Source organism: Algoriphagus resistens (assembly GCF_001442615.1).
Classification (GTDB): Bacteria; Bacteroidota; Bacteroidia; order Cytophagales; family Cyclobacteriaceae; genus Algoriphagus; species Algoriphagus resistens.
This window is the reverse complement of record NZ_LMXN01000022.1, coordinates 1-25046: the sequence shown is the minus strand read 5'-3', so window position 1 is coordinate 25046 and position 25046 is coordinate 1. Positions and strand designations below refer to the sequence as shown.

Here is a 25046-nt window from a genome sequence, read left to right as displayed (position 1 = left end):
TGACTCCAGCGTCACACACTGGAATGATTACAATGCATGGGAGATTTCATATGACCTTTCTTGATCAAGTATTCAGATGAGGAAGTTAAGTGATGATTTTTCTGTGCCTACTTCCAGAAAAAGGAGCAGGGATTCGTTACTATTGATTGTTTTTAAAGTCAGTCTGTTAATTCAATTCTCCTCTTGATTTTAGTATTAGATAGGGTGATTTTTTGGTCTGGTATCGGGGGTTCTGATTTCAGAATTGTTTATTAATTTTATAGTCAAATTATTTACTGTTAACAATGAAAACTATCAAGCTAACTTATTTGGCATGTATATGCCTTCTGGTATTGGTATCATGTACTTCAAAAAACAATTCTGAAGAAGAATACGAAGAGGAGGATTTGATTGAGGAGGATTTTTCAGACGACGAGGAATATGATTTGGTCCTGAACGCTGAATACAAACTTACCCATAACGGCTCTGCTGACACCTGGGATCCGGAAGAAGTTGATTTCAGCTTCAGTCAACTCCCTACAGATGCTGAAGGCGTTTATACCACCGGAATCAGTATGGGATTACTTACTGAAGCGAAAGGGAAATGCACCTCTGCCACCTTTACCTTTTATTCCGATAAGCTGATAACCCAACAGGGGGGTGCATTCACTGCGAACTTGGTCCATCCCCATACATTTTGGGAAGAGAGGGATTGCGGAAATAATCCGGAAGGTTGTATAGGTCTTGGTTATGGACTGGTAGGAGGGACTTCCCCAGATGGCGGAATGAACAGCTTGGCAGGGGCAGATGATGATATCCATACCGAAAGTGGCACAATTACCTTTTCTGATCTGAAAATTTTAAGTAATAAAGGAGGGATAATTGAAGGTACTGTTTCCGGTAACTTTAGTATAGCCGGAATAAATACCAATGCCTCCAAACCAAAAAAGGGTGAAGCAAGTGGTTCTTTTAAAGATGCTCCATTTAGTATGTTGAGCTTTGAAAAATAGCCCTGAATTTTTCATTCTCAGATTGAGCAGGAGCTGGATACGGTATAGCAGAAGCTGATTTACTTAAAAAAGTAAAATGATTTTCCACCGTTATACGCGTAACCAAATTTCTTTGTTCGCCCTGTCAGAAGATCTCAGACAGGTGACCTAACTGGCCTGAATGCCATTGTTAACCAACTCCTATAGTGCTTTTGTCTTGTTACCGGCGGAAAAGCGGATATGCATAAAAAGCAAAATGCCACTTTTGAGGGGCATTTTGCTTTTTTCCTTTTAGGATAAAATTGTTTCTACCTAGTCTATAGCCAGGATCGAGGCGGAAATCAGTTATAAGAATCTTTTGCCGCATTTCCCATTTCCAATTCCAGTTGCCCTCCCGAAGTGATGGCGTTCAATGGAATGAAAGGTTCGTGTACTTCTTTATTGTTCAGCATAATTTTCTCTATAAATGTGCCCGTAGCTTTACCGGATTTTTTCTTGATCACAAACTCTTTGCCTTGATAGTATTTGGGGTTCAAAGTGATGGTTATTTTATCAAATAACGGGGAGGATAATCCCATTTTTGCCTCTGGTTTTGTAAGTCCGGCCACATCAAATAGCCCTATTGCTCCCAAAACATACCATGCACCTAACTGTCCCTGATCCTCATCCTGTCCATATCCATACCCGTGAACTCCTTCAGTTCCATAAAATTTATTGCAGATTTCCCGGACCCATTTCTGTGTTAAGGATGGTTTTCCAGAATAATTGAACAGCCAGGCCACGTGTAGATTCGGTTGATTTCCCTGATTGTACATACCTTCCAGACCACTGAATGCATCAATAGTCTTTCCACCACCAAATTCTAAGGGTTCAGCTTTAATAAATATACTGTCCAATCTTGTATTGAACTCATCCTTACCTATGAGATCAATTAACCCTTTGGCATCATGGGGCACATAAAAAGTATATTGATAAGAATTGCCTTCCTGAAATCCACGCCACGCCTGGCTTGGTTTAAAGTTTCCAATAAAAGTACCATCCTCTAATTTTGGACGGATTAATTTGAGCTGCGGATCGAATAAATGCTTCCATCCATTGGCGAGTTTATTGAGCTTTTCGTAATCTTCACTCTTTCCTAAAGCCTTTGCAAATTGTCCGACCGCATATGAGCTAAAAGAATATTCCAAGGTATGTGAAGCTGAGAACATCCATGATTCATGAATCTCATTGTCTGATTCATCGATATGGGCGACATAGCCATTTTGGACAAATCTATCTACGTCCAGTTTTCCCGCACCCCGGGGTCTATCCTTTCCCTCCAGTTCATTTTTTAAAGCAGCTTCATAACCGAGATCCACATCAAAATCCCTGATACCCTGAAGGTAGGCACTTGCTATTACCAGACTCACAAAATTGGTCCCTACACCGGATACATATTTGCTGTTGGCAATTCCATCTGCCAGCCAACCGGAATCCTTATAAACCAGCAATTGGGAATTGATAAATTCGGAAAGATATTCAGGATAGGCAATTGCCCAGACTTGCGTCAGATTCCAAAATGCCCCCCATATCGCATCCGTATTATAATGATGGTGAATGGGCCTGCCATTTTTATCCAATACGATCTGACCTACAGAACCGTCATTTTTAGGATATGTTCCCGTAATATCACTGGCCAATCCTCTTCCCAGCAGGGCATGATAAAGCCCGGTATAAAACTTCGTTCTGTTCTCTTTTTTTCCGCCTTCCACTTTTATTCTTCCCAACATTGAATTCCAGGCCTGTTGGTTTCTACTCTTGGCGGTATCGAAATCCAAACCTTCTGCCTCCGAGAGATAATTTGCTTTAGCAGCATCCACAGAAGTATAGGATAAGCCGATCTTTAGCTCAATTGCCTCATTCTTTTTAGTAGAATACGTGAAAAATGCACCACTTGAAATTCCATTAACACCGGTTGCATCATTTGTAATCTGATCTCCTTTGAATACTCCGAACTTCTGGCTCTGTTTGCTGGGTACCGCATAGAAATACATGCTGATATCCGCTCCTGTCTGATACTTCTCGACGTACACCGGAGCAGTAATCACATAGCCCTCAACTGTCCCGTCAGGATTGATTTTGACTTCGGCATCCTTCACTTTTCCACTCTCACCCATCATATTTCCTATATCAAAAAGAATATGGGACTGCTCGCTTTTTGGGAATGTATAGCGATGAAAAGCAACCCTTTCAGTAGCAGTGAGTTCGGCCTTTATTCCATAATCTTTCAAAAGGACGCTATAATATCCTGCTTCGGCAACTTCATCTTTCCTGTCAAACCTTGAGCGATATCCTGAGCTCGGATCTTCAGCTATTCCGGGAACGGTCTGCAGTGCACCTGTGGTAGCCATGAGCGCTACCCCACCTATCTGGAACTCATGAAAATTTGGGAAATTCTCTATAGAACTATCCCGGTAATCGTATCCGGTGGCTTCCCATCCACTTTTATTTCCCAAGCTACCATTGGTGGATGGGGCAGGCTTGGCCATACCAAAAGGCATAGCCCCGGGAGCAAAATGAAAATATCTTGCGTGGGCGGTGCCAATCAAGGGGTCAACGGATTTAACGGGTTCTTGGGCAGAAAGCGTAGTTAAAAGGGTGCTGAAAAGTAAAAAACTTGAACCTATGATTTTTCTCATGGATTAGTCTGGTTTAATGATGAATGCAGGATGCTCCACTGTCCGAATTCCTGAAGAACTTTCCCTGAATTTTAAATAGTTGTAGGATTATTTTGATAGGCTTGCCCTTCAATATTAATTCGCAGGATTTGCATATCAAAGATAAAAAGGCAATATGTATAAACATATGGACTTATTGATTAAAAATTTAAATTTACCCTGAGGCGAGAAAATTCACCATTAATAAATCGTTTTGGGTAATATTAAAATCGCTTGAGCATAATACGGATGACCGGAGAAAAGTATATCACTGAATTCAAAGAAACTGTTCGGGGTTATTACCCTGTTTCAGACAAGGCATTTCATCAGTTAAAAGACCTCATTAAGTTCAAAACCATCAAAAAAGATGAAATACTTTTGGACATTGGGCAAATTTCGAAACAGCTGTATTTTATATGTAAAGGCGCAGTAATAGCCTATTTTGTAGATGAGCAAGGCAACACCTACAACAAAAACATCTTTTTGGAAAAGCAGTTTGCCGGTTCCAAAGTTTCCGCCTTATTGAAAATCCCTTCAAAATTTACCCTGCAGGCTATTGAGGACAGTTTATTGATAAGCCTTGATTACCGTAGATACAAAGAATTGATTTACAGTAATGAAGAGCTTATTAATTTCTACATAGCTTATCTTGAAAAAAACTGGGTGATAGACAAGGAGCAAAGGGAGATTTCAATAGTTATGGAAGATGCCACTGAACGGTATGAAAAGCTTCTTGCCGCAAATCCCGGAATCGATCAAAGAATCCCTTTGCAGCACATTGCTTCACACCTCGGCATAACCCCTACGCAGTTGAGCCGTATCCGTAAAAGCCTTAAAAAAAATAGCCCCACTCAACCTATGTAAAGGACCAAACCTGTCAGGGTCATTTACTTTGTCTTATAAAAAAGGCAAAGATTATGAACGTTTCAAAACGCTTAGACTCTGTTTCATATCATGATGCAAGTCAAAAACTGAATGGCTTTATAACCAAAAATGCAGGAAAATCCCTGCCGGCTGTCCTTATTCTGCCCGCTATATATGGCATAGATGAGGAAGCGGCCAATGCAGCCCTGAATCTGGAAAAGGAAGGTTACATCGCCTTCATTGCTGATATTTATGGGGAAGGAAACACTCCTAAAAGTCGTGATGAAGCCTTTAAAAGCGCCTCTTGGTTCAAACAAAATTTTAGGGTTTACCAAAGAAGGATTTCCCTTGCATTGAACCAACTTGCCAAATGCGGTACCATTCCAAATAAAATAGCAGTCATCGGATATTGCTTTGGCGGAACGGGGGCACTGGAAACCCTCCGGGGGAATTTTCCGGTAGCCGGGGCGATATGTGTCCATGGAGGACTGTATAAAGATCCCGAAAGGAAGAACTATCCCATACATGCCAAGGTGTTGATACAGCATCCTGCCAATGATCAAACGGTAAGGAAGGACGACCTTGATAAGCTTATCGTCGAAATGAACGAATCCAATTCCGACTGGCAACTGCTCTGCTACGGCCATTGCAGGCATTCCTTTACCAATCCGCAGTCAGTGGACTATAACAAACAGATGGCCAACCGGGCTTGGCAACATATGCTTTTGTTCTTACAAGAATTACTAAAGTGAAAACTCACAATGCCGTGAATTTATGAATCAATCTTTACTATCCGCATTTGCGCTGATTGCCGGGGTGTTGCTGGCTGTGCAATCGGGTTTTAGTGCCCAATTGGGTGCACTACTTAAAAAACCTATATTGGCCTCTGCCTGCACCTATGCCACAGGGGCTTTGCTGGCTACCGCTTTTGTAGTTGTTTTCTCGAAAGAAGGAATCAATCTTCAGAACGCCAGGCAAGTACCCTGGTACCTATGGTTTATTGGAGGGCTGTTCAGTGTCACGGGCATTACTTTCTATTATTTCCTAATTCCCAAAATCGGAATTACCAAAATGATAACCATGGGGCTTTGCGGGCAGCTTTTGTTTTCTGTGGTGGCGGGACATTTCGGTTGGTTGAACCTTCCCGGAGATCCCATAACCTTTAAAAAGCTAATGGGGGTATTGGCAATGATTGTGGGAATATTCTTAATAAATCTAAAATAATGGACATCAATAAGGTAAACATAAACAACCTTGTTTCTTTATGGGAAACCGTTGGGGATTCCTTTCAGAACATGACTGGTGGGAAGGGATTTAGCTATTGTCAGGTACCGGGTTCCGAATGGCCCAACCGGCTTTGGTTTCATGGGGAGGGTTATAAAAAGGAAACTCTGAAAGCGGCAATTGAAACCGTCCGAAGCACATCTGTACCATTATCGGTGAGTTATTGGGGGAAAGAGAGCGACACTTTTCAATCGGCTATGGAAGCCGAAGGATTTGTGAAAAAGAGCGGGCAAATTGGAATGTCATTAAGACTTGAGCAGGAATTTAAATCCCTCGGCCGCATCCGTTTAAGGAGAGTGGACTCAGAACATGATGCCCGGCTTTGGTCGGAAATTTACCCAAAGAGTTTTGGCTATACCATTTCGGCAGCAACACTTTTAAAAACCAAGGGCAGTATACTTTATTACCTCATTTACCTAGACGAGCATCCCATAGGTACGGTAATCGTATACCCGACGGAAAACGTAATCGGGATACATGGGTTGGGTATTCTTCCCCAATTTAGAAAACAGGGTTTTGCCGAAGAAACTATGGGGATTCTGATAAATAACGCCCTTCACCATAATATCAAGTGGGCTACACTTCAATCCTCAAGTATGGGGAAAAATATGTACCTGAAGTTGGGGTTCACGGAAGATTTTTTAATGACGACTTATAAAATGTTTGACTTATAATAATGTATGGATTTCTGTTCAGGTTTAAAATCTGCTTAGTTATGTGCTTTATGTGAAGTAACTGAGATCATGAGTTGTAGTTTCTGCATAGCTAATTTTAAAATGCATGGGATAGGGGACAAAACAATTTCCTTCCATTTGCAACTGCCCATTGTATCCTTGCCCTCGATTTGGTTACAGTTCCCCCTGTTTGGGTTACAAACTTCAGTTTCCTCGGTCAGACCTTTGTAGGGTACGATAAACATGAAAACGATGACATCACAAATTGAAAAGAAATCAAAAGTGTGGTTCATTACCGGTACTTCCAGAGGATTTGGACGGGTATGGACTGAAGCTGCTTTAAAGCGGGGCGATCAAGTGGCAGCCACTGCACGAAATATGGAAAGCATCGCGGATTTTAAAGAGCGCTACGGGGATAATGTGTTGCTTTTATCCTTGGATGTGACCAGGCCTGAGCAGGTGGAGGTGGCTATGGAGCGTGCATTTGCTTATTTTGGCAGGGTGGATATAGTTTTTAACAATGCGGGATATTCTCTGGTAGGAACCATTGAGGAATCCGATCCAGACGATGTCCGGGCGCTTTACGAAACCAATATTTTTGGGTCACTGTCAGTAATTAAGGCTGCATTGCCACTGTTAAGAAAGCAGGGTTATGGACATATTCTGGGCACATCGAGCAACTTGGGGCACATCACGTTTCCGGTGATAGGCTATTATTGCTCATCCAAGTGGGCTTTTGAATCCATCCATGAAAGCCTGGCCACCGAAATAGCCCAATTCAATATTAAGGTGACCATCGTAGAGCCGGGTGCCTATGCCACAGAATTTGGGAGCCAGCAGTCCTTAAAGTTTGCTGAAGGAATGGAAATATATGCCGGTTTTAAAGAGAATTTTTTTGAAGAACTCAGCACCATGGAGCGGGGAAATCCGGAGGCTACTCCTGATGCACTTTTCTCCATGGTCGATTCAGAAAACCCACCGCTGAGATTTAACCTGGGCAGTCATAATTTATCGGGGGTTAAAGCTGCATACAAGGAACGGCTGGAAGAATGGGAGGAGTGGGATGAATTATCCACAGCTGCACAGGGAATTAATGTTATACACTAAATTTGAGGAGGATGGCCGGCAGATTATCAGATCAGGCCATCCCTACCTTGTTGTCTGGATATGAAAAAAGACCCCGCCCATCTCAAATTTGATTCTATTGCCGAAGCACACAGAGCCTTTGGCCTGCCTGAGCCTAAGCATCCACTGATCAGCCTGATCTCAGGAGTGATGGGCGAGAATATCAGGACACCCGGAGGAACCCATGTATTGAATTTCTATAAGATCTCGTTCAATCCCAGACTAAGTTCCCGGGTGAAATATGGTCAGGGATATTATGATTTCAATGAGGGAGGAATGCTCTTCGCCTCACCTCATCAGATTGTAGGGAGTGATGAAGATGAGCCAACTCCTGCTGAGTGTTCATTGATGACCTTGATAATCCATCCGGATTTCCTGCTTGGTTATCCACTGGCCCAGGAAATCAAACAGTATGGCTTCTTTTCCTATTCTACCCGGGAGGCATTGCTCCTTTCGCAGGAGGAAAAAGACACCATTGTCTCGCTGTTCAACATGATTGAGACTGAGCTGAACAGCCGTATTGATGATTTCAGTCAGGATGTGGTGATTTCCCAGATTGCACTTCTGCTTAATTTCTCAAACCGCTTTTACAAACGCCAGTTTATTACCCGCAAGGTAGTAAATCATGATGTCTTAGCTCAGGTGGAAGCCTATCTCGATGATTATCTGAGCCAGGGTAATCCGCTGACAAGTGGTATTCCCAGTGTTCAGTCATTGGCTGGACAGGTCAATCTGTCCCCAAATTATCTAAGTGACCTGCTTCGTTTACATTCCGGCAGAAATGCCCAGCAACTCATTCAGGATAAATTAATCGAAAAAGCTAAGGATTTGCTTTCCACTACCAATCTGTCGGTAAGCGAAATTGCCTATCAGCTTGGGTTTGACTACTCACAATCTTTCAGCAGACTATTCAAAACCAAGATGGAAATGTCTCCCCTTGAATTCAGGAGATCATTTAATTAAATCCTAATGGGTGGTTTACATAATGAATTGAAATGGTTTATATTTTATTAGGAAACGCATTTTTAGAAAGTAACAGGTATAAAAATCAGAATAAATTAATAACTTAGTTTTTTTTTGTAATGGGCATTCCATTTATAAATACTAATCTATGAACTAAAGATTCCCATTCTGTCTTACTCGTTTAAATCTGCCGATGGTAGCAATCTGCAGTTTGTTGAGTTGTAGGAAAAATGAACTCAACAAACGGTTAGCAGTGGAATATCCTAAGCTTACATCCAAAAAGTGCTGAATTTAATTTATTTCTTGATTTGAAAGAGAATGATGGCAGCTGTTAACTCCTGAGGAGTCTTTTTCACTCATAGCTGAAATCAAGGATGTATTTAGGTAAATGGGAGACGCAAATACTAGTTAATTGTTTTGATATTAAATGCAGGTAGCTGAACAGATTTTGATAAAAACATGTTTGACAGCTTTATTATATAGGCATTTTACACTACCGAACAGGTATTTAAGAAAAGCAAAAGATGAAATCGAGCAGGACGAAAACGTCACACACTGGGATGATTATAATGCATGCGAGATTCCATCTGACCATTTAAAACAATTATAAACACATGAAAAAAATAGGATTTCTATCCTTTGGTCATTGGGCGAATCATCCTTCCTATCAGGCAAATACAGCAAGTGATACCCTGCTTCAGTCCATTGATCTGGCAGTGGCAGCCGAAGAAATCGGAATTGATGGGGCGTATTTTCGCGTGCATCATTTTGCCCAACAATTGGCTTCACCGTTTCCTTTATTGGCTGCTATAGGGGCTAAAACCCAAAAAATTGAAATTGGCACTGGCGTTATCGATATGCGCTATGAAAATCCACTGTATATGGTGGAAAATGCAGGAGCTGCAGATTTGATTTCTGAAGGGCGATTGCAGTTAGGCGTCAGCAGAGGTTCCCCGGAGCAGGTAATTGATGGTTGGAAGTATTTCGGCTACGGTTTGGAAGAAGATGAAACCGATTCCGATATGGGAAGAAGGAAAGCATTGGAATTTTTTGAAAAACTAAGAGGAGTTGGTTTTGCGCAGCCTAACCCGAACCCCATGTTTCCGAATCCACCCGGATTATTGAGGGTAGAGCCGCATTCAGAAGGGTTGCGCGAGCGTATTTGGTGGGGTTCTGCTTCGGATGCTACCGCTGTCTGGGCGGCGGAAATCGGCATGAACCTGCAGAGTTCTACACTGAAATACGACGAGAGCGGAAAACCGTTTCACATTCAGCAAGCAGAACAGATCAGAGCCTACAAAGAAGCCTGGAAAAAAGCGGGACATCAACGCGAACCGAGGGTTTCGGTGAGCCGATCTGTTTTTGCATTGGTCAACGATCAGGATAACTATTATTTCGGACGCGAAGCAGACAGAACCGATAAGATCGGAATGATAGAAGCCGATAAGCGCGCAATTTTCGGTAGAAGTTATGCTGCCGAACCGCAACAATTGATCAAAGAACTTGCCCAAGATGAAGCTATTCAGGAGGCTGATACTATATTATTGACCATTCCCAATACATTGGGTGTAAGATACAATGTTCATGTGCTCGAATCAATTTTAAGTTATGTGGCACCGGAATTGGGCTGGCGTTAAGTGGGGCAATGGCAATAAAAATCCGGTGTAATACAAAATTTTCAAGCATAGTAGCGGTTCAGCCGAACTTTCTGAAACCGTAGACAGCGAGACGGTTGACTTCTAAAAAAAGCCGGTTTTGTTTGGGCAGGACAGACTGAGCCGATGTGGATAGGCAATGGTGAAGAACGTTAAAAAAGCTTATCGTACAAATTGATTAATCATAAACCTATATTCTGATTGTTTTTAGTTTTAATTTAGTTGCTTTTAGATCCTGAGGATAAGCCCATTTTAAAAGAAGGCCCCTGATCAAGGCTATGGGGAAAAAAATGAAGTTGAGATCTAAAAATTTCAACAGGCAGGATTCATGAAAGTCTAAATTATATGAACTCGAGCATTTCGAAAACGACAACAGAGGGATGATTATCCATAATGCTAGATTCCATGTGATAAAAAATCAATTATAAACACATGAAATCGACACGGTTAAAACCATCATTAAATCTCAATGGGCAATGATTATTTTAATCGTAAAAGATTCCATGTGGCTTTTATGAGCAACTTAAAATCATATGAAATCGAGCATGTTGCAGGCAGCACACAGAGAGATGATTATCTACCATGCGAGATTCCATATGGACTTTAAAAAGCAAATTATAATCAGATGAAATCGAGCATGACTCAAGAGTCACACACTGGGATGATTATAATGCATGCGAGATTCCATATGACCTTTGAAAAACTATTATAAACAGATGAAAAGAATAGTTACGTTTTTGATTTTTGCAGCAGTTATAGCTGGCATATTTTCTTGCGGAGCCGGTGATTCAAGCAGTGAAGGGGATAGTCTCTATAGATTCAGAGAGTACATTCGGCACCATACTTCAGGAAGACAATCTGTGATAGACCCCATTGTAATTGAACTGGTCAAACCACTGGATCAATATGATCTGACACAGGAGTTGCCTGCTGATTACCTGAAAATCTCTCCTAAAACATCAGGGAAACTGGTGATAGAGAATGGCACAAACCTGATGTTTGTACCTGATGAAAAACTGAAGGCCGACACAGAATATTTTGTCACCCTTAAACTCGACAAGCTCTATGATGATCTTAGCAAGGATTTTAGAACATTTTCTTTTAGCTTCAAGACGCTTACGCCAAATTTCAAAATCAAGACAGAGGATCTTCAGTCTTACTCACAGGATTGGCAATATATCAACGGTACATTGGAGTCCAATGATATCCTCACCAAAGAAGAAGCTGCCGGGATTATATGGGCAAGTCAAAACAAACAAAACCTCAAAGTCAGATTTACTGAAGCTCTTCCTGCTGCAAGACACTTCAGCTTTGTTATTGACAGCATCAAACGTTTCAATGAAGACTCGGAGCTTCTTATCACTTGGGACGGGAAGTCCATCAAATCCAAAAACAACGGAGAAGCTGTTTTTCCTATTCCGGGCAAAAGCAACTTCTCTATTTTATCTGTAAGCTCCTCTATGGTACAGGGGACTTTTCTGAAGATCAACTTTTCGGATCCTTTGGTGGAAAACCAAAACTTCAACGGACTGGTCAGCATACAGGGCAGAAATAACCTGAGGTTTGAAGTGAATGGAAATGTGCTCAGTGTCTATCCGGAAGAGAGGATCACAGGAGCCGTACCCGTGGAGATTTTTGAAGGGATTTCCAGTATCTATGGCTATAAACTGAAAAAAAACTTTTCTGAGCTGATTGCTTTCGAGCAATTGAAGCCGGCATTGAGAGCTGTTTCCAAAGGGGCAATTCTTCCCGGTTCGGCTTCTACTCCCTTTTATTTTGAAGCGGTTAATCTCAACTCGGTGGAAGTACGGATTATTAAAATCTTCCAAAACAACATACTACAGTACCTGCAGACCTCCAATCTCGGTGATCAATCCTCCTACAATCTGAATACAGTAGGCAGAAGAATTGCCAAGAAAACCATTCAGCTTGAAAGTACCGAGCTGGGTAATGATGGGGTCTGGAAAGCCTATGGGTTAAACCTGTCAGAATATTTTAAGGCTGACCCCGGAGCTATATACCGGGTGGAGTTGAGCTTTAAAAAAGAACATACCGCCTACAATTGTGAGCAGACAGTGGACAGTACTGTTTCTGATGAGTTCGAGGATGATTATTATTACGATGAATATGATAGCCCCTCTCAGGATTTGGATGAAGAAGAGCGGGAAGAGCAGTACTGGAACAATAAAATTTACCGCTGGAGGACTTATTCATACAATTGGGAACAGCGGGATAATCCATGCCATGCGGCCTATTACAATGAAGAAAGAGTGTTGTCTACCAACGTGCTCGGTTCGGATCTGGGATTCATCGCCAAGAGTGGCGGTAATAAAACCTATCGTTTTATTACGACAAATCTCCTGACAACCAATCCTGAGGGAGGTGTGAAGATTTCCCTGTACAACTTTCAGAAGCAGCTCATCCGTGAACTGACCACGGAAGCGGACGGTATGGTCACGCATGAGGAGAAGCAGCATATTGCATTTGCAGTGGCTCAGAAGAACAACAACTATGCATATTTAAAACTGGACGACGGGAATATGTTGTCCCTTAGTAATTTTGATATCTCCGGAAAAGAGCTCCAAAAAGGCCTCAAGGGATATATCTATAAAGACCGCGGTGTCCATAGACCGGGAGATACAATCCACTTGACATTTGCGCTGAATGACTTGGGGAATCCTTTGCCTGCAGGACATCCCGTGACACTGGAGGTCTCGGATGCCCAGGGTAAAATCGTGCAGAAAACTGTGTCGCAGGGCTCTGAATCGAATCTTTATTACTTTCCCATCAGTACAGAGACGGATTCGCCCACCGGTAACTGGAGAGCAACGGTTCATGTAGGAGGGGCTAATTTCACAGAGCTGCTGCGGGTGGCAACCGTCAAGCCTAACCGATTGAAAATCAACCTGGATTTTGATGAAGAAGTGCTTTCAGCAGCAAAGCCTATCAAAGGAACTGCTACGGTAAACTGGCTGCATGGTGCCATAGCCAAAAATCTGGATATAGAAATGGAGGCAACGATCAGAAGTACATCGACTGCCTTTAAGGATTTTCCGAATTATATATTTACAGACCCCATCAGGAATTTTGAAGAAACAGAAGTCTCTATCTTAAAAGGCAAAGTGGATGCTGCCGGTAAGATTTCCATTTTCAAGGAGTTGGAACTTAACAAAAATGCCCCGGGAATGCTCCGGGCCAGCATCCTTACCAAAGTGTTTGAGGGAGGAGGTGATTTTTCGTTGGACGTGTTTACTAAAGACATTGCTCCTTTTAGCCATTTTGTGGGTCTTAAATCGCCAAAAACACAAGGTTATGGATCGTATTTCACAGATGAGAATACCCGATTTGAAGTAGTCTCTGTGGATGAACATGGCAAACCTGCGGGTAATCGCGATTTGCAGGTTAAGGTCTACCGTATTGAGTGGCGCTGGTGGTGGAGCCGTGGAGGTGATAACCTCTCGACCTATGAAAATGCCAGTTTACACACACCATTCAAAGACATCAATGTCAGTACCGATGCTACAGGAAAGGCAAATTTTGACTTATCTATTCCGGAGGAAGAGAGTGGGCGATACCTTATTAGGGTCATAGATCCTACGAGTGGGCATGCCACCGGTCGGGTAACCTATTTCTATAGAAATTGGTGGGCAAGTGCGGGTACTGATGATGCGGAAAGTGCTAAGATGCTGATATTCTCAGCTGACAAAGAAAAATACAATGTAGGGGATAAAGCAGTCATTAAATTTCCTTCAGGAGCTGCAGGACGGGCATTACTGAGCATCGAAAACGGCACGGAAGTCCTTGAGACCAAATGGGTAGAAACCCAACAGGGAGAAACCCAAACTACGCTGGAAATCACTAAAGAAATGGCTCCGAATATCTTTGTGAATATTTCATTGCTCCAGCCCCATGAGCAAACAGCCAATGACCTTCCAATACGTCTTTATGGGGTTATCCCCATTTTAGTAGAGGATCCTTCCACGGTGCTGTCTCCCGTGCTTGAACTGCCGCAGGTGCTGAAGCCTGAGGAAAATTATGTGGTTAAGGTTTCCGAGCAAAACCGAAAGCCAATGAGCTATACCATTGCTGTAGTTGATGAAGGATTGTTGGACTTGACACGCTTCAAAACCCCTGAGATCCACAATGCATTTTATACCAAAGAAGCTCTTGGGGTGAAAACCTTCGATATGTATGATGATGTGATCGGGGCCTATTCAGGAAGTGTGGAAAATATCTATGCCATAGGAGGAAGTGACGATGCCGCCGGAGCTAAGAATCGGAAAGCTGACCGGTTTAAGCCGGTAGTCACTTTTTTGGGTCCCTTTACGCTGAAGGCGGGAGAGAAGGTTTCACATACTTTGAGGATGCCAAATTATGTCGGTTCGGTGCGGGCTATGGTAGTGGCGGCAGACAATTCCATAGCTGCTTATGGGTCGGCGGACAAAACTTTACCTGTAAGAAAACCGCTCATGGTTTTGGCTTCCTTACCCCGGAAGCTTTCACCCGGGGAAAAGGTAACCTTGCCTGTGACCGTTTTTGCTATGGAGAATAATGTGAAAAAGGCGAAAATAACTGTCAAAACCTCAAAAGGCCTGAAAGCCATTGGAGGAAACAGCAAGACAGTAAGCTTCTCTGCTCCGGGTGAGCAAATCGTGAATTTTGACTATGAGGTTAATGATACCGGAATCCAGACGGTTGAAATAAGTGCTTCAGGATCTGGTGAAGAGGCCAGTTATCAGGTGGAAATAGATGTGGAAAATCCAAATCCGGTTACCCATTCTGTAAAAGATCTGAACCTGGAGCCCAATGCGACCCAGACCTTCTCATTCAGCACGTTTGGGGAGGAAGGCAGCAATGCCGCTTTCCTCGAATTTTCAACTCTTCCCCCGATGGATTTCACCAGAAGGATGCAGTATCTGATTCAATACCCTCATGGCTGCGTGGAGCAGACCACTTCTGCTGCGTTCCCACAGTTGTTTCTTGCAGATATATTTGATGTGACCCTGGACCGGAAGCAGCAGATCCAAAAAAATGTGGAAGCTGCTATCCGTAAGATAAGTACGTACCAAAACCCTGATGGGGGATTGGGCTACTGGCCTGGGGCCCGGGAGGCAGATGAATGGAGTACCAACTATGTGGGGCATTTCATGCTGGAAGCAAAGCGTAAAGGCTATGCTTTACCATTGACTTTCTTAAGCAGCTGGCTGCGTTTTCAGCAGCTTGCTGCCAGACAATGGCGGACAACGAGCAAGCCTTACAACACTACCCTCATTCAGGCGTACCGACTTTATACCTTGGCTTTGGCAGGTGAGCCGGAGCTTGCGGCGATGAACCGGTTGCGGGAGACTGATAAATTGGGCAATGATGCGAAATGGAGGCTGGCAGCCGCATACTCACTGGCTGGTCAGCAGCGTGTAGCCAAAGAACTGATCGCTACTGCTGTGGTTGATTTCCAGCCGTCCACTTATGATTACTATACCTATGGTTCTCCTTTCAGAAACCGTGCGTTGGCATTGGAAACCATGGTGATGCTAGGTGAGGCAAAACAGCGGGATTTGGCTACTTCCTTGGCAAAAGATCTTTCCTCTTCCAGATGGTTCAGCACACAAGAGACTTCTTATGCGCTGATTGCGCTGTCCAAGATGGTAGAGAAAAATGGGGGAAAGGAGCTTGAAGTCAGTTTCAAGCAAAACGGTAAAACGGCTACGGTAAAGACACATCAGGCAATCTCGCAGCGGGAGCTGGCAACTTCCCTGGGGGAAAATACAGTCATGGTCAAAAACGCCAAGGATAATCTTGTCTATGTACGGCTGATCCAATCCGGAAAACTTCCTGTGGGAGAGGAGCTGGATGAGCGCCGCAACTTACAGGTTGTAGCTACCTATTTCGATGGAGAAGGGAAGAAGCTGGACCCAGCTTCTCTCAGACAGGGATCTCAGATCACCGCACAAATCCGAGTGGAAAATACGTCGGCTGATTTTATAGCTAATGTGGCCTTATCGCAGTTATTCCCAAGTGGCTGGGAGATCGTCAATACCAGTTTCACTGAGATGGGCGGGGGAGCTATGGGCAATGCCAGTTATACCGATATCCGTGATGATCGGGTTTATTTCTATTTTGATCTCAACAGCAAGGAGAGCAGGATATTTACTGTCAAATTGAACGCTTCTTATTTGGGGAGCTATTATTTGCCGGGTTCCCAGGCAGAAGGAATGTATGATAATACGTATTTTGCCAGAACCAAAGGCCAATGGGTCGTTGTGGAAAAGTAAATGATCCGGAAAAAGGAACAGATAAAAGCCGTCCTGGTAAAACACAAAGTAAAAGTTTTACTGGGGCTGCTGATTTTTCTGGTTTGGTTTTTTTCTCTGCCTAAACCGATTTTTGATGACCCTATGTCCACTGTGGTGGAAAGCCGTGAGGGAGAGCTTCTAGGTGCACGTATCGCTATGGACGGACAATGGCGTTTTCCTGCTCAGGATTCTGTCCCGCAGCGGTTTGAGTATGCTATCCGGTATTTTGAAGACGAGTATTTCTTTCGCCATCCCGGCTTCAATCCGGTGGCTATGGCGAAAGCAATTCTTGATAACCTGACCCGAGGCCAACGCAGGGGGGCAAGCACCCTGACACAGCAGGTAATCAGACTCTCCCGGAAAAATAAAAAGCGGACTTATTTCGAAAAACTACTGGAGCTTATCCAGGCCACTAGGCTGGAAGCAGGGTATAGCAAAAGAGAGATTCTTAACCTGTATGCTTCACACGCACCTTTTGGAGGAAATGTGGTTGGGTTGGAGGCTGCAGCATGGCGGTATTTTGGGACGTCTTCGCAAGATCTGAGCTGGGGGCAAAGCGCTGCTTTGGCTGTCCTTCCTAATGCCCCTGCATTGATTTACCCCGGGAAAAATGAGATTTTGCTCAGGGGAAAAAGAGATAGACTACTTCTCAAGCTTCATCAAAAGGGAGTGATTGATGAGATGACGTATGAGTTGGCATTGTTAGAGCCCCTGCCGGGCAAACCTTTGGCTTTACCTGATGCAGCAGAGCACTTTACTGAAAAAGTAAGGCAAAAGCGTGAAGGACAACGGGTAAAATCCACATTGAACTCACTGCTGCAATCCAAGCTAAATCAGATTGCCCAAGATCATCACTACCGCCTGAAACAAAACCAGATCCACAACTTATCCATCGTGGTCCTTGACGTACATACCCGGCAGATCATTGGGTATGTGGGCAATAGCCCAACAGAAACCGAGCATGGGAAATATGTAGATATAGTCGATAAACCCAGAAGTACAGGGAGCATTCTGAAGCCTCTGCTGTTTGCTTCTGCGATGCATGCGGGAGAACTGCTACCGCAGACACTACTTGCAGATGTGCCTACCTCGATCAATGGATACAGCCCGCAAAACTTCGACAAGAAATTCCATGGTGCCGTCAGTGCGGGCAGTGCATTAAGCCGATCCTTGAATGTACCTGCCGTGAGACTATTGCAGAACTATGGACTGCAGCGATTTTATAATCAGCTGAAAAAAATGAAACTGGGCCATGTGACTAAGCCTGCTGACCACTACGGGCTTACCCTGATACTTGGAGGAGCGGAGAGCAGCCTGCTGGATGTGACAAAGGTTTATGCAGGATTAGCTTCCACGCTGAATGAATATACTGTTAATTCCGGTCAATATAGAACTGATGAGTTTATGGCTCCCATCTATGAGCTGGGACAAGAGGTGGATTTCGGTAAATTACAGTTTGATCCTCCGGTGCTTGGAGCCGGTGCAATTTATAAAACATTTGAGAGTCTTCGGGAGACCAACCGTCCCAATGCGGATGAATCCTGGGGATTCTATCAAGATGCCAGACCTATTGCCTGGAAAACGGGAACAAGCTATGGATTCAAAGATGCCTGGGCTGTGGGGACCACTCCTGATTACGCAATCGGTGTCTGGGTCGGCAATGCGGATGGAGAAGGACGTCCCGGGCTAACGGGAGTTCTGGCAGCCGCTCCTGTCTTATTTGATGTATTAAAGGAATTGCCTGTCAAAAAACTGTGGTTCGATATGCCCTATGATGATTTGGTGCAGGATGAAGTATGTCCCCTCAGTGGGCATCGCGCGGGATTATATTGTGATGCCACTACTACGGAATGGTTACCGGCCCAGGGTATCAAAACGGCTTCTTGTCCCTACCATAAGCCGGTGTTTTTGAATGCCTCAGGAACTTACCGGGTCAATTCTTCCTGCTATCCAATGGAGGATATGCAGGCCGTCAATTGGTTTGATTTACCTCCGGTGATGGCTTATTATTTTGCTTCAGTCAACCCGCAGTATAAACAAATGCCGCCTCTGGCTCCTGACTGTGTTGCAGAAGATGAGCCGCTGATGGCATTTATCTATCCTCGTAGAAATCAACAGGTGATTTTGCCCAAGGATTTTGATGAAACCGTTAATGATGTCGTATTTAGGCTTGCTCACCGCAATCCTGACACCAACGTCTATTGGTACCTCGACGAGACTTTTATAGGAACAACAAAAACTTTTCACGAACTGGCAATAGTAATAGCTCCCGGAGGCTACTTGCTGACTGCTACGGATCAGCAGGGGAATTCCATAATGGAGAAAATTGAAGTGGTTCCAACACATTAAAGTTTTCCGGTTGCTGCCTAATGTTAATCATTCAGTGACATTAGCAAGCGATGGACTAAAGCCAAACAGTCTTTGCTTTTCCATTTCCAGGGATTCGAACAGCGCTTACGTGAAAAGTATAACCGAGGTATTGATCCTGTAAAGAATCTGAAAGACAACCCTGTCTAATTGAAGCATGCTGAAAAAGTCCCTGGTTAGCACAAACCATAAATCCCCCCTGCTTTCACGATTAGGTAAACACCAGATCCATTAGGCACACTTATCCTCTTAATCAGACCCTGTCTTGGATGGTATAAGAGAAGACAGGACAACTACTGCAATTGACATTGTTGTGATGGCGAGAAAAGAGATTCTCAAACTGGTAGCCTCAGCCAGCAAACCTATAAGCGGCGGGCCGATAAGAAGTCCCATAAACCCCAAAGAAGAAACTGCGGTCAATGCAGTTCCGGGTGATAAGGTGTTTGATTTTCCCGCCGCACTATAGACCATAGGCACCACAGAGGATACGCCCAGTCCGATAAAAAAGAATCCGAGTATAGCAGGTAGGAGTGAAGGGAAAAGCACAGCCAGAAGAAGGCCAACAGTGGTCAATACTCCGCTGAACTGAAGTATTTTCTGCAGTCCGTACCTCCCTGAGATACCATCTGCAAGAAATCTCATGGCAGCCATAGCGATCATGAATGTACTGTATCCGACTCCGGTCAATTTGGTGTCAACTTTCACTGTTTCTATGAAATAGATACCGCTCCAGTCAAACATCGCTCCTTCAATCATCATAGAGCAAAAGGCAATTATTCCCAGACCGACCAATGGCTTGTCGGGTATGGCGAAAACGGGTCTTTTTTCCTTATTTACGTCATCTGTTACGACCAGAAAGCGGGAGCAGGAAACCGTAAGCAATAGAAACAGTGCGGAAATCATGGCATAGTGGATCGCAGGGGCGGTGCTTTGCGCGATCATCCACGCTCCAAATGCTGCACCTACAAAACCAGCGAGGCTCCATAGTCCATGGAAAGATGCCATCAGCCTTTTAGAGTATAATCGCTCAACTGATACCGCTTGTGTATTGATGGCAATGTTGAGTAAGTTGGAGGTTAGCCCGAATGCCAGCAATGAGAGAACAAGTGCAACTGTCGTTGAAGAGATACCAATAAAAATCAGGGCAGCGCTATAAAACATAGAAGCGATGATGACTACTCTTCTGCTTCCAAACGCATTGACCAGCCAGCCTGCAAGTGGGAGGGAAATGAAAAAGCCTACGGGCAGGGCAAAGAGCACTCCGCCAAGTGAAGAGGCAGAGAGCTTGAGACTATCCTGGATTGTAGGGATGCGTGATGCCCAGCTCGCAAAGCACAGACCGTGCATAAAGAACATTAACCCCACCGCTATCCGGTTTAAGCGTGGAGATACCGGGTGTGGTGATGCCGAATCAATAAAAATTGCTTTGGCAAATTCTTTATAAGCAGTTGTTACATCACTCCGTAGATATAGGGGGCGGGGAGATTTCTGAATTTTATTTTGCTCCATATTGCAATATTTTGACATAAAGTAAATCATAATTTGCAATATATTGCAATTTTTTGCGCCTGATATTGCAATAATTTTATTCTATGTAGAAATTATTGATCAAAAAGACATAATATTGCAAGCGATGTTTAAAGAAGAACGATTTCGGCAGATCCTCGAAACATTGTCTCAGGATCAGAAAGTGACATTGAAAACCCTAAGCAAGCAATTGAATGTATCCGAGTATACAATTCGAAGGGACCTTAAGCAACTAACTGATCAAGGGCTTTTGAAAGCTGTGCGGGGTGGCGCCATTCCAAATTCACCTACGCCCCATCATTTTTCAGATCGGCTCACTTATCAAAGCGAGGCAAAACAGGAAATTGCAAAAAAAGCTGTCACGCTTTTACAGCCCGGTCAGGTAGTGGTTTTTGATGGCGGGACTACTGCACTGGCAATTGCGGGTATTTTGCCCCATGAGCTGAATCTTACGGTAGTGACAAACAGCTTCCCCATTGTAAATGTATTGGAGTCGCATCCCAGTGTAGATGTTTTATTTGCCGGGGGACGTCTTCATAAAAGCGCTTTTACGGCAATCGGTCACGACACCTTACGTTTCTTTCAAAATATACGTGCCGATATTTACTTTATGGGGATCTGCAGCATTCATCCTACCATTGGAGTAACTACGATAGACTACGAAGAAAGCGAAGTAAAGAAAGCAATTGTCCAGGTATCCAAGAACGTTGTCGCATTGACACCACACCAAAGGATAAACACAGCTGAGGTATTTTTTATTTGTCCAACCTCGGCCGTGCACACTGTTATCACAGATGATGAAGGAAAAGAATCGACTGCGGAACTCCTGAAAGATTCAGGGATCTCCATTCTATAGCAAACTCCATTTCTTGCATCGCGCTGTGACTATGGAGAATTGGATGTTGTGAATAAAAACAGGATGGGTATGGGCTGTACTGTGATATTTCATACCGGGGCTATTGCAAGCAGTGATCATTATTTGACTTTTGCAGCAGCGGGCTTACCTTATTTAGGCTCTGTTTCATATGGAGTCATAAGTATCCCTTATAATACTTAAACAACAGCGTAAGGCAGATACCGCGATCAGGCAATTCTTATCTCAATCTGCGGAGAGGCGCCACAGTAGTATTCCTAATCTATTGTTAAACCCCAGGGAATAGCCCTGTTTTGACCTGGCATCCGGATTGGTTTATAGTTATCAGCAGAACGCTTAACTTAAACTTCCAGATCTATGAAATCCAACAGCACTTATCACCAGGAAATTGTTTTTAAAGGTTACCAATCGGGAAGCATGGTTCCTGATCTTTTCTTTCTTGCCGACGGTTCAACAAGGGCATTTACCCAAACGATGAATGCGGGGATTGAAGCTACTACAGCTGTCGCCAAAAGAGCTTTTGATATTATATTTTCAGCAATAGCCATTCTCGCCGGTTTACCGGTATTTATCTCCCTGATGCTGATCACCAAATTTACCTCCAAAGGACCTGTGTTTTACCGTCAGGAAAGAATCGGCAGGAATGGTAAACCATTCCATATCCTGAAGTTCAGAAGTATGATCGTGGACTCTGAGTTGAATGGACCGCAGCTGACTACCGATAATGATCCGAGAATTACTGGGTGGGGTAATTTTATGAGAAAAACGCATTTGGATGAGCTTCCACAGTTCTTCAATGTACTCATGGGGGATATGTCTGTAGTAGGACCCCGTCCGGAGCGGGAGCACTTTATCAAACAGATTGTAGTAAGACAACCAAAATACGTCCAGCTGCTTGCCTTACGTCCAGGGATTACCTCTATTGGCCAGGTAGATTATGGATACGCAGAGACTGTACAGGAAATGTGTCAGCGTGTGAGGCTGGACCTACAATACCTTACGCAGGTGAATCTACTTACCGACCTTAAGATAATAGGCAGTACAATCCTGACCATGATCAATAAGAAAGGGAAATAGATTTTGGTAAACTGGACGGTATATGGAATATTCAGGACAACCTGAACTTTTGGGTGGCATCCTCCTGCAGGTTTAGCTCCTATATAAATGCTGTTTACATCAATAGGCTTTTGGGTAGATATAGGAACCTTCCAACCTGGTAGCCTCTGAAATAATGAGTTTTGGAATAGGAACACACCTTCCTGTAACAGTCCCGATTTACTCAGATAGTAAGAATTTTAAATTCTTTTTAAGCTGCCACTCCAAAATGGGCATTTGGGAGGGTATAGTTGTCTGTTTTTTACAATTTCAGCAAATTCAGTTTTGCGACCTTTGTTATGTTCTAAAACTGCAAAAGGAATGAAAAAATTAATAATTACCGTTATAGTTGCTTGCTTATCGGTAAATGCGTTTTCACAAACAGATTCATTAGCTAAAATCTACAGAGGAATGAAACTTAATGCTGGGATTATAACAGATAAATTGGCTGAAACGAAGGAGTTTTATACGGACATATTACACTTTGGAGTCACCTTCGAAAACGAATTTTACCTCTTGCTCCATACTCCAAACAATGAAGCAGAAATTAGTTTTTTGCTTCCGGATCATCCCAGTCAACAACCTATTTTTCAACAGCCTTTTCAAAATCAGGGAATGTATCTAACTCTTGAAGTAGAGGATGTGGATGCCATTTACCGGGAATTCAAACAAAAAGGTGTTGAAATCAAAATTGAAATTAGGGACGAACCTTGGGGAGATAGACACTTTGCGGTTGTTGACCCAAATGGGGTTGGGATTGATATTGTTAGCTATTCAGCACAGTAACGGTGAGATGGAAGCAGGTCAAACTCTCTTCCCCATAGATGCCGCACTACAATTAAGTACCTGAACTGGAATAATGAGAATCTATATCCTGAAACGTTCAAACTTCAGATGTGAATACACCGTTCTCAGGAAGGATGGTTCAACTGAAAAAAACAGTGCTAGAAACAAAAACCTATCTTATTCACGACCTGTGCCATTTTGTGTTGGAGAAGAAATTGAAAAATTCCAATGGTTTTTGGAGAATGGTCTTGCGGGGCTTTTCATTCCAAGAACTGTCCGGAAAAAACAACCCTTGGACTGCTGAACTCAGATCCATAGAACAAATTGTCGGTCCTCTTCAGTCTTTATAAATAGGAGCGTAAAACCCACCCATCGCCTTAGCGTGGGTGGGATGTAAGCGACAAACACTAACCTGGTGAAAGAATGTACTGATGGATCGTTGGTGATGCTTCACCTATTGAACAAACGAAATTTCCATCCGACCAAAGTAGATGCTGATCCCCATAGTGTTTACGAAGTGTAGATGGGTGCAGAAACCATAACTGACGGATGATCCTTGTTTTAACCTACGGACCATACAGTACAGCTAGGGGGGAATGTACCGGATAAGAAAATGGATAGGGGTTACCTCTGGCCCCCTTACTTCAGTTTCAAAACCTGCTTTAGGGGCTATGGTGAAAAATAAGGTTTAACTCCTCATTTAACTGGCCTGCCAAGCTATTTCTCGGCTACGTGGTAACAGGGATCAGATGGGATTTTACTCAATAGGGATATAGGGAATCCTGCGGGTAGCTTATATACTGACAGTTGGTGACAATAGCTTGGTTGTCAGTAAAAAACAAGGTTATTTGGTCAGTAGAATGAAGTTGATATACAAATCATACAAGTTTAGGATCTACCCGACAAAGGAACAGGCATCTTTGTTGGCCAAACATTTTGGGCATTGTAGGTTTGTGTTCAATAGGTTCTTAAATGAACGTAAAGAGAAATATTTAAACGAAAAGACTTCTCTTAACTAGTATGATAATGCGAGGACTTTAACTGAACTGAAAAAAGAGGAGGGGTTTGCCTGGTTAAAAGAGGTGAATAGCCAATCATTACAGGCATCTATAAGAAACTTGGATACCGCCTACAAGAACTTTTTTAACAAGCAGAACAAGTTCCCAAGAGTTAAATCAAAGTACGGCAGGCAAAGTTTCAGAATACCACAAAATGTATCCGTTCAAGACAGCAAACTCGTGATACCCAAATTCAAAGAAGGGATTAAAATAAACCTTCATAGAAAGTTGGAAGGTGAACCTTTGTTTGCCACTGTTTCAAAATCAACAACCGGTAAGTATTATGTTTCTATTACGTGTGAAACAGAACATAAACCCTATGACAAAACTGGTAAACCAGTAGGCATTGATACGGGTATAAAAAAGCTTGCCATTCTTTCAGATGGAAGCTGTTATGAAAATATCAGATCACTTAAAACCAAATTAAAGAAGCTCAGGTTTGGGCAAAGACAGCTTTCGAAGAAAACAAAAGGAAGCAGATCAAGGGGCAGGCAAAAACAAAAACTTGCAGCTGTCCACGAACAACTAACGGATATCAGAAAGGATTACCTGCATAAGGTATCAACTGAAATTGTCAAAAACCACGACATGATATCAGTTGAAGACCTTGCTGTAAAGAATATAATGAAGAACCATTGCCTGGCACAGGCAATGGGCGATGTTTCGTTGGGTGCATTTTACAGTATGCTTAAATATAAGGCCATTCGTTAAAATCGACCGATGGTTCCCATCAAGCAAAAGCTGTTCAACCTGTGGATGGATAAAACAAGACTTAACCCTTTCCATAAGGGCGTGGGTCTGTGGATCTTGTGGTGAG

Annotated in this window: 17 protein-coding genes and 1 pseudogene; 16 read left to right on the top strand and 2 right to left on the bottom strand. The window is 43.2% G+C overall.

The features are described from left to right. Positions 1-284: 284 nt before the first annotated feature. A complete protein-coding gene (locus tag AS141_RS24445) occupies positions 285-989 on the top strand; it encodes a hypothetical protein (protein WP_057940343.1) in 705 nt (234 codons plus the stop codon). 320 nt (positions 990-1309) lie between these two features. Here AS141_RS24445 and AS141_RS24440 read toward each other — a convergent pair whose 3' ends face one another. Further along, the gene (locus AS141_RS24440) at positions 1310-3646 is read right to left on the bottom strand and encodes a GH92 family glycosyl hydrolase (RefSeq protein ID WP_057940342.1); all 2337 of its coding nucleotides are present in this window, start codon (positions 3644-3646) and stop codon (positions 1310-1312) included. 252 nt (positions 3647-3898) lie between these two features. Here AS141_RS24440 and AS141_RS24435 point away from each other — a divergent pair, with 252 nt between their 5' ends. The 9 genes from AS141_RS24435 to pbpC all read left to right on the top strand — a co-directional run bounded on the left by AS141_RS24435 (position 3899) and on the right by pbpC (position 18871). Further along, positions 3899-4528 (top strand): Crp/Fnr family transcriptional regulator, encoded by a 630-nt coding sequence (locus tag AS141_RS24435; protein WP_232425000.1) that lies wholly within the window; start codon positions 3899-3901, stop codon positions 4526-4528. A gap of 53 nt (positions 4529-4581) precedes the next feature. Beyond that, positions 4582-5280, top strand: coding sequence for a dienelactone hydrolase family protein (locus AS141_RS24430; protein WP_057940340.1), 699 nt, complete (start codon positions 4582-4584; stop codon positions 5278-5280). Positions 5281-5302: 22 nt separating this feature from the next. Continuing rightward, positions 5303-5752: a DMT family transporter gene (locus tag AS141_RS24425; protein WP_057940339.1), complete on the top strand. Its 450-nt coding sequence runs from the start codon at positions 5303-5305 to the stop codon at positions 5750-5752. Next, positions 5752-6486, top strand: coding sequence for a GNAT family N-acetyltransferase (locus AS141_RS24420; RefSeq protein WP_057940338.1), 735 nt, complete (start codon positions 5752-5754; stop codon positions 6484-6486). Before AS141_RS24425 ends, AS141_RS24420 begins: the two co-directional genes overlap by 1 nt. Before the next feature lie 252 nt (positions 6487-6738). Continuing rightward, positions 6739-7593, top strand: coding sequence for an SDR family NAD(P)-dependent oxidoreductase (locus tag AS141_RS24410; protein ID WP_057940378.1), 855 nt, complete (start codon positions 6739-6741; stop codon positions 7591-7593). A 60-nt stretch (positions 7594-7653) separates the two neighbouring features. After that, a complete protein-coding gene (locus AS141_RS24405) occupies positions 7654-8574 on the top strand; it encodes a helix-turn-helix domain-containing protein (RefSeq protein WP_057940336.1) in 921 nt (306 codons plus the stop codon). 614 nt (positions 8575-9188) lie between these two features. Continuing rightward, complete coding sequence (locus tag AS141_RS24395) at positions 9189-10211, top strand: LLM class flavin-dependent oxidoreductase (RefSeq protein ID WP_057940334.1); 1023 nt, start codon at positions 9189-9191, stop codon at positions 10209-10211. 734 nt (positions 10212-10945) lie between these two features. After that, entirely contained in the window at positions 10946-16501 is a 5556-nt protein-coding gene (locus tag AS141_RS24390) for an alpha-2-macroglobulin family protein (protein WP_057940333.1), read from the top strand. Beyond that, the gene (gene pbpC, locus AS141_RS26445) at positions 16502-18871 is read left to right on the top strand and encodes a penicillin-binding protein 1C (protein WP_057940332.1); all 2370 of its coding nucleotides are present in this window, start codon (positions 16502-16504) and stop codon (positions 18869-18871) included. A 267-nt stretch (positions 18872-19138) separates the two neighbouring features. Here pbpC and AS141_RS24380 read toward each other — a convergent pair whose 3' ends face one another. Further along, positions 19139-20398: an MFS transporter gene (locus AS141_RS24380; RefSeq protein WP_082632427.1), complete on the bottom strand. Its 1260-nt coding sequence runs from the start codon at positions 20396-20398 to the stop codon at positions 19139-19141. Between the two features lie 43 nt (positions 20399-20441). Between AS141_RS24380 and AS141_RS24375 the strand changes: the two genes are divergently transcribed. The 6 genes and pseudogenes from AS141_RS24375 to AS141_RS27495 all read left to right on the top strand — a co-directional run. Further along, a complete protein-coding gene (locus AS141_RS24375; RefSeq protein ID WP_317043082.1) occupies positions 20442-21272 on the top strand; it encodes a DeoR/GlpR family DNA-binding transcription regulator in 831 nt (276 codons plus the stop codon). Positions 21273-21647: 375 nt separating this feature from the next. Further along, complete coding sequence (locus AS141_RS24370; RefSeq protein WP_057940331.1) at positions 21648-22367, top strand: sugar transferase; 720 nt, start codon at positions 21648-21650, stop codon at positions 22365-22367. Between the two features lie 339 nt (positions 22368-22706). After that, positions 22707-23171, top strand: a complete 465-nt coding sequence (locus tag AS141_RS24365; RefSeq protein WP_198293611.1) for a VOC family protein — start codon at positions 22707-22709, stop codon at positions 23169-23171. Positions 23172-24031: 860 nt separating this feature from the next. After that, on the top strand, positions 24032-24190 hold the full coding sequence (locus AS141_RS27500; RefSeq protein WP_082632426.1) for a helix-turn-helix domain-containing protein: 159 nt from the start codon (positions 24032-24034) through the stop codon (positions 24188-24190). Positions 24191-24205: 15 nt separating this feature from the next. Continuing rightward, positions 24206-24940: pseudogene (locus AS141_RS24355) on the top strand (RNA-guided endonuclease TnpB family protein); the annotation flags it as partial. Next, positions 24888-25046: zinc ribbon domain-containing protein (locus tag AS141_RS27495; protein WP_157243580.1), on the top strand; the 159-nt coding region annotated here is incomplete at its 3' end. The pseudogene AS141_RS24355 and the gene AS141_RS27495, both read left to right, overlap by 53 nt.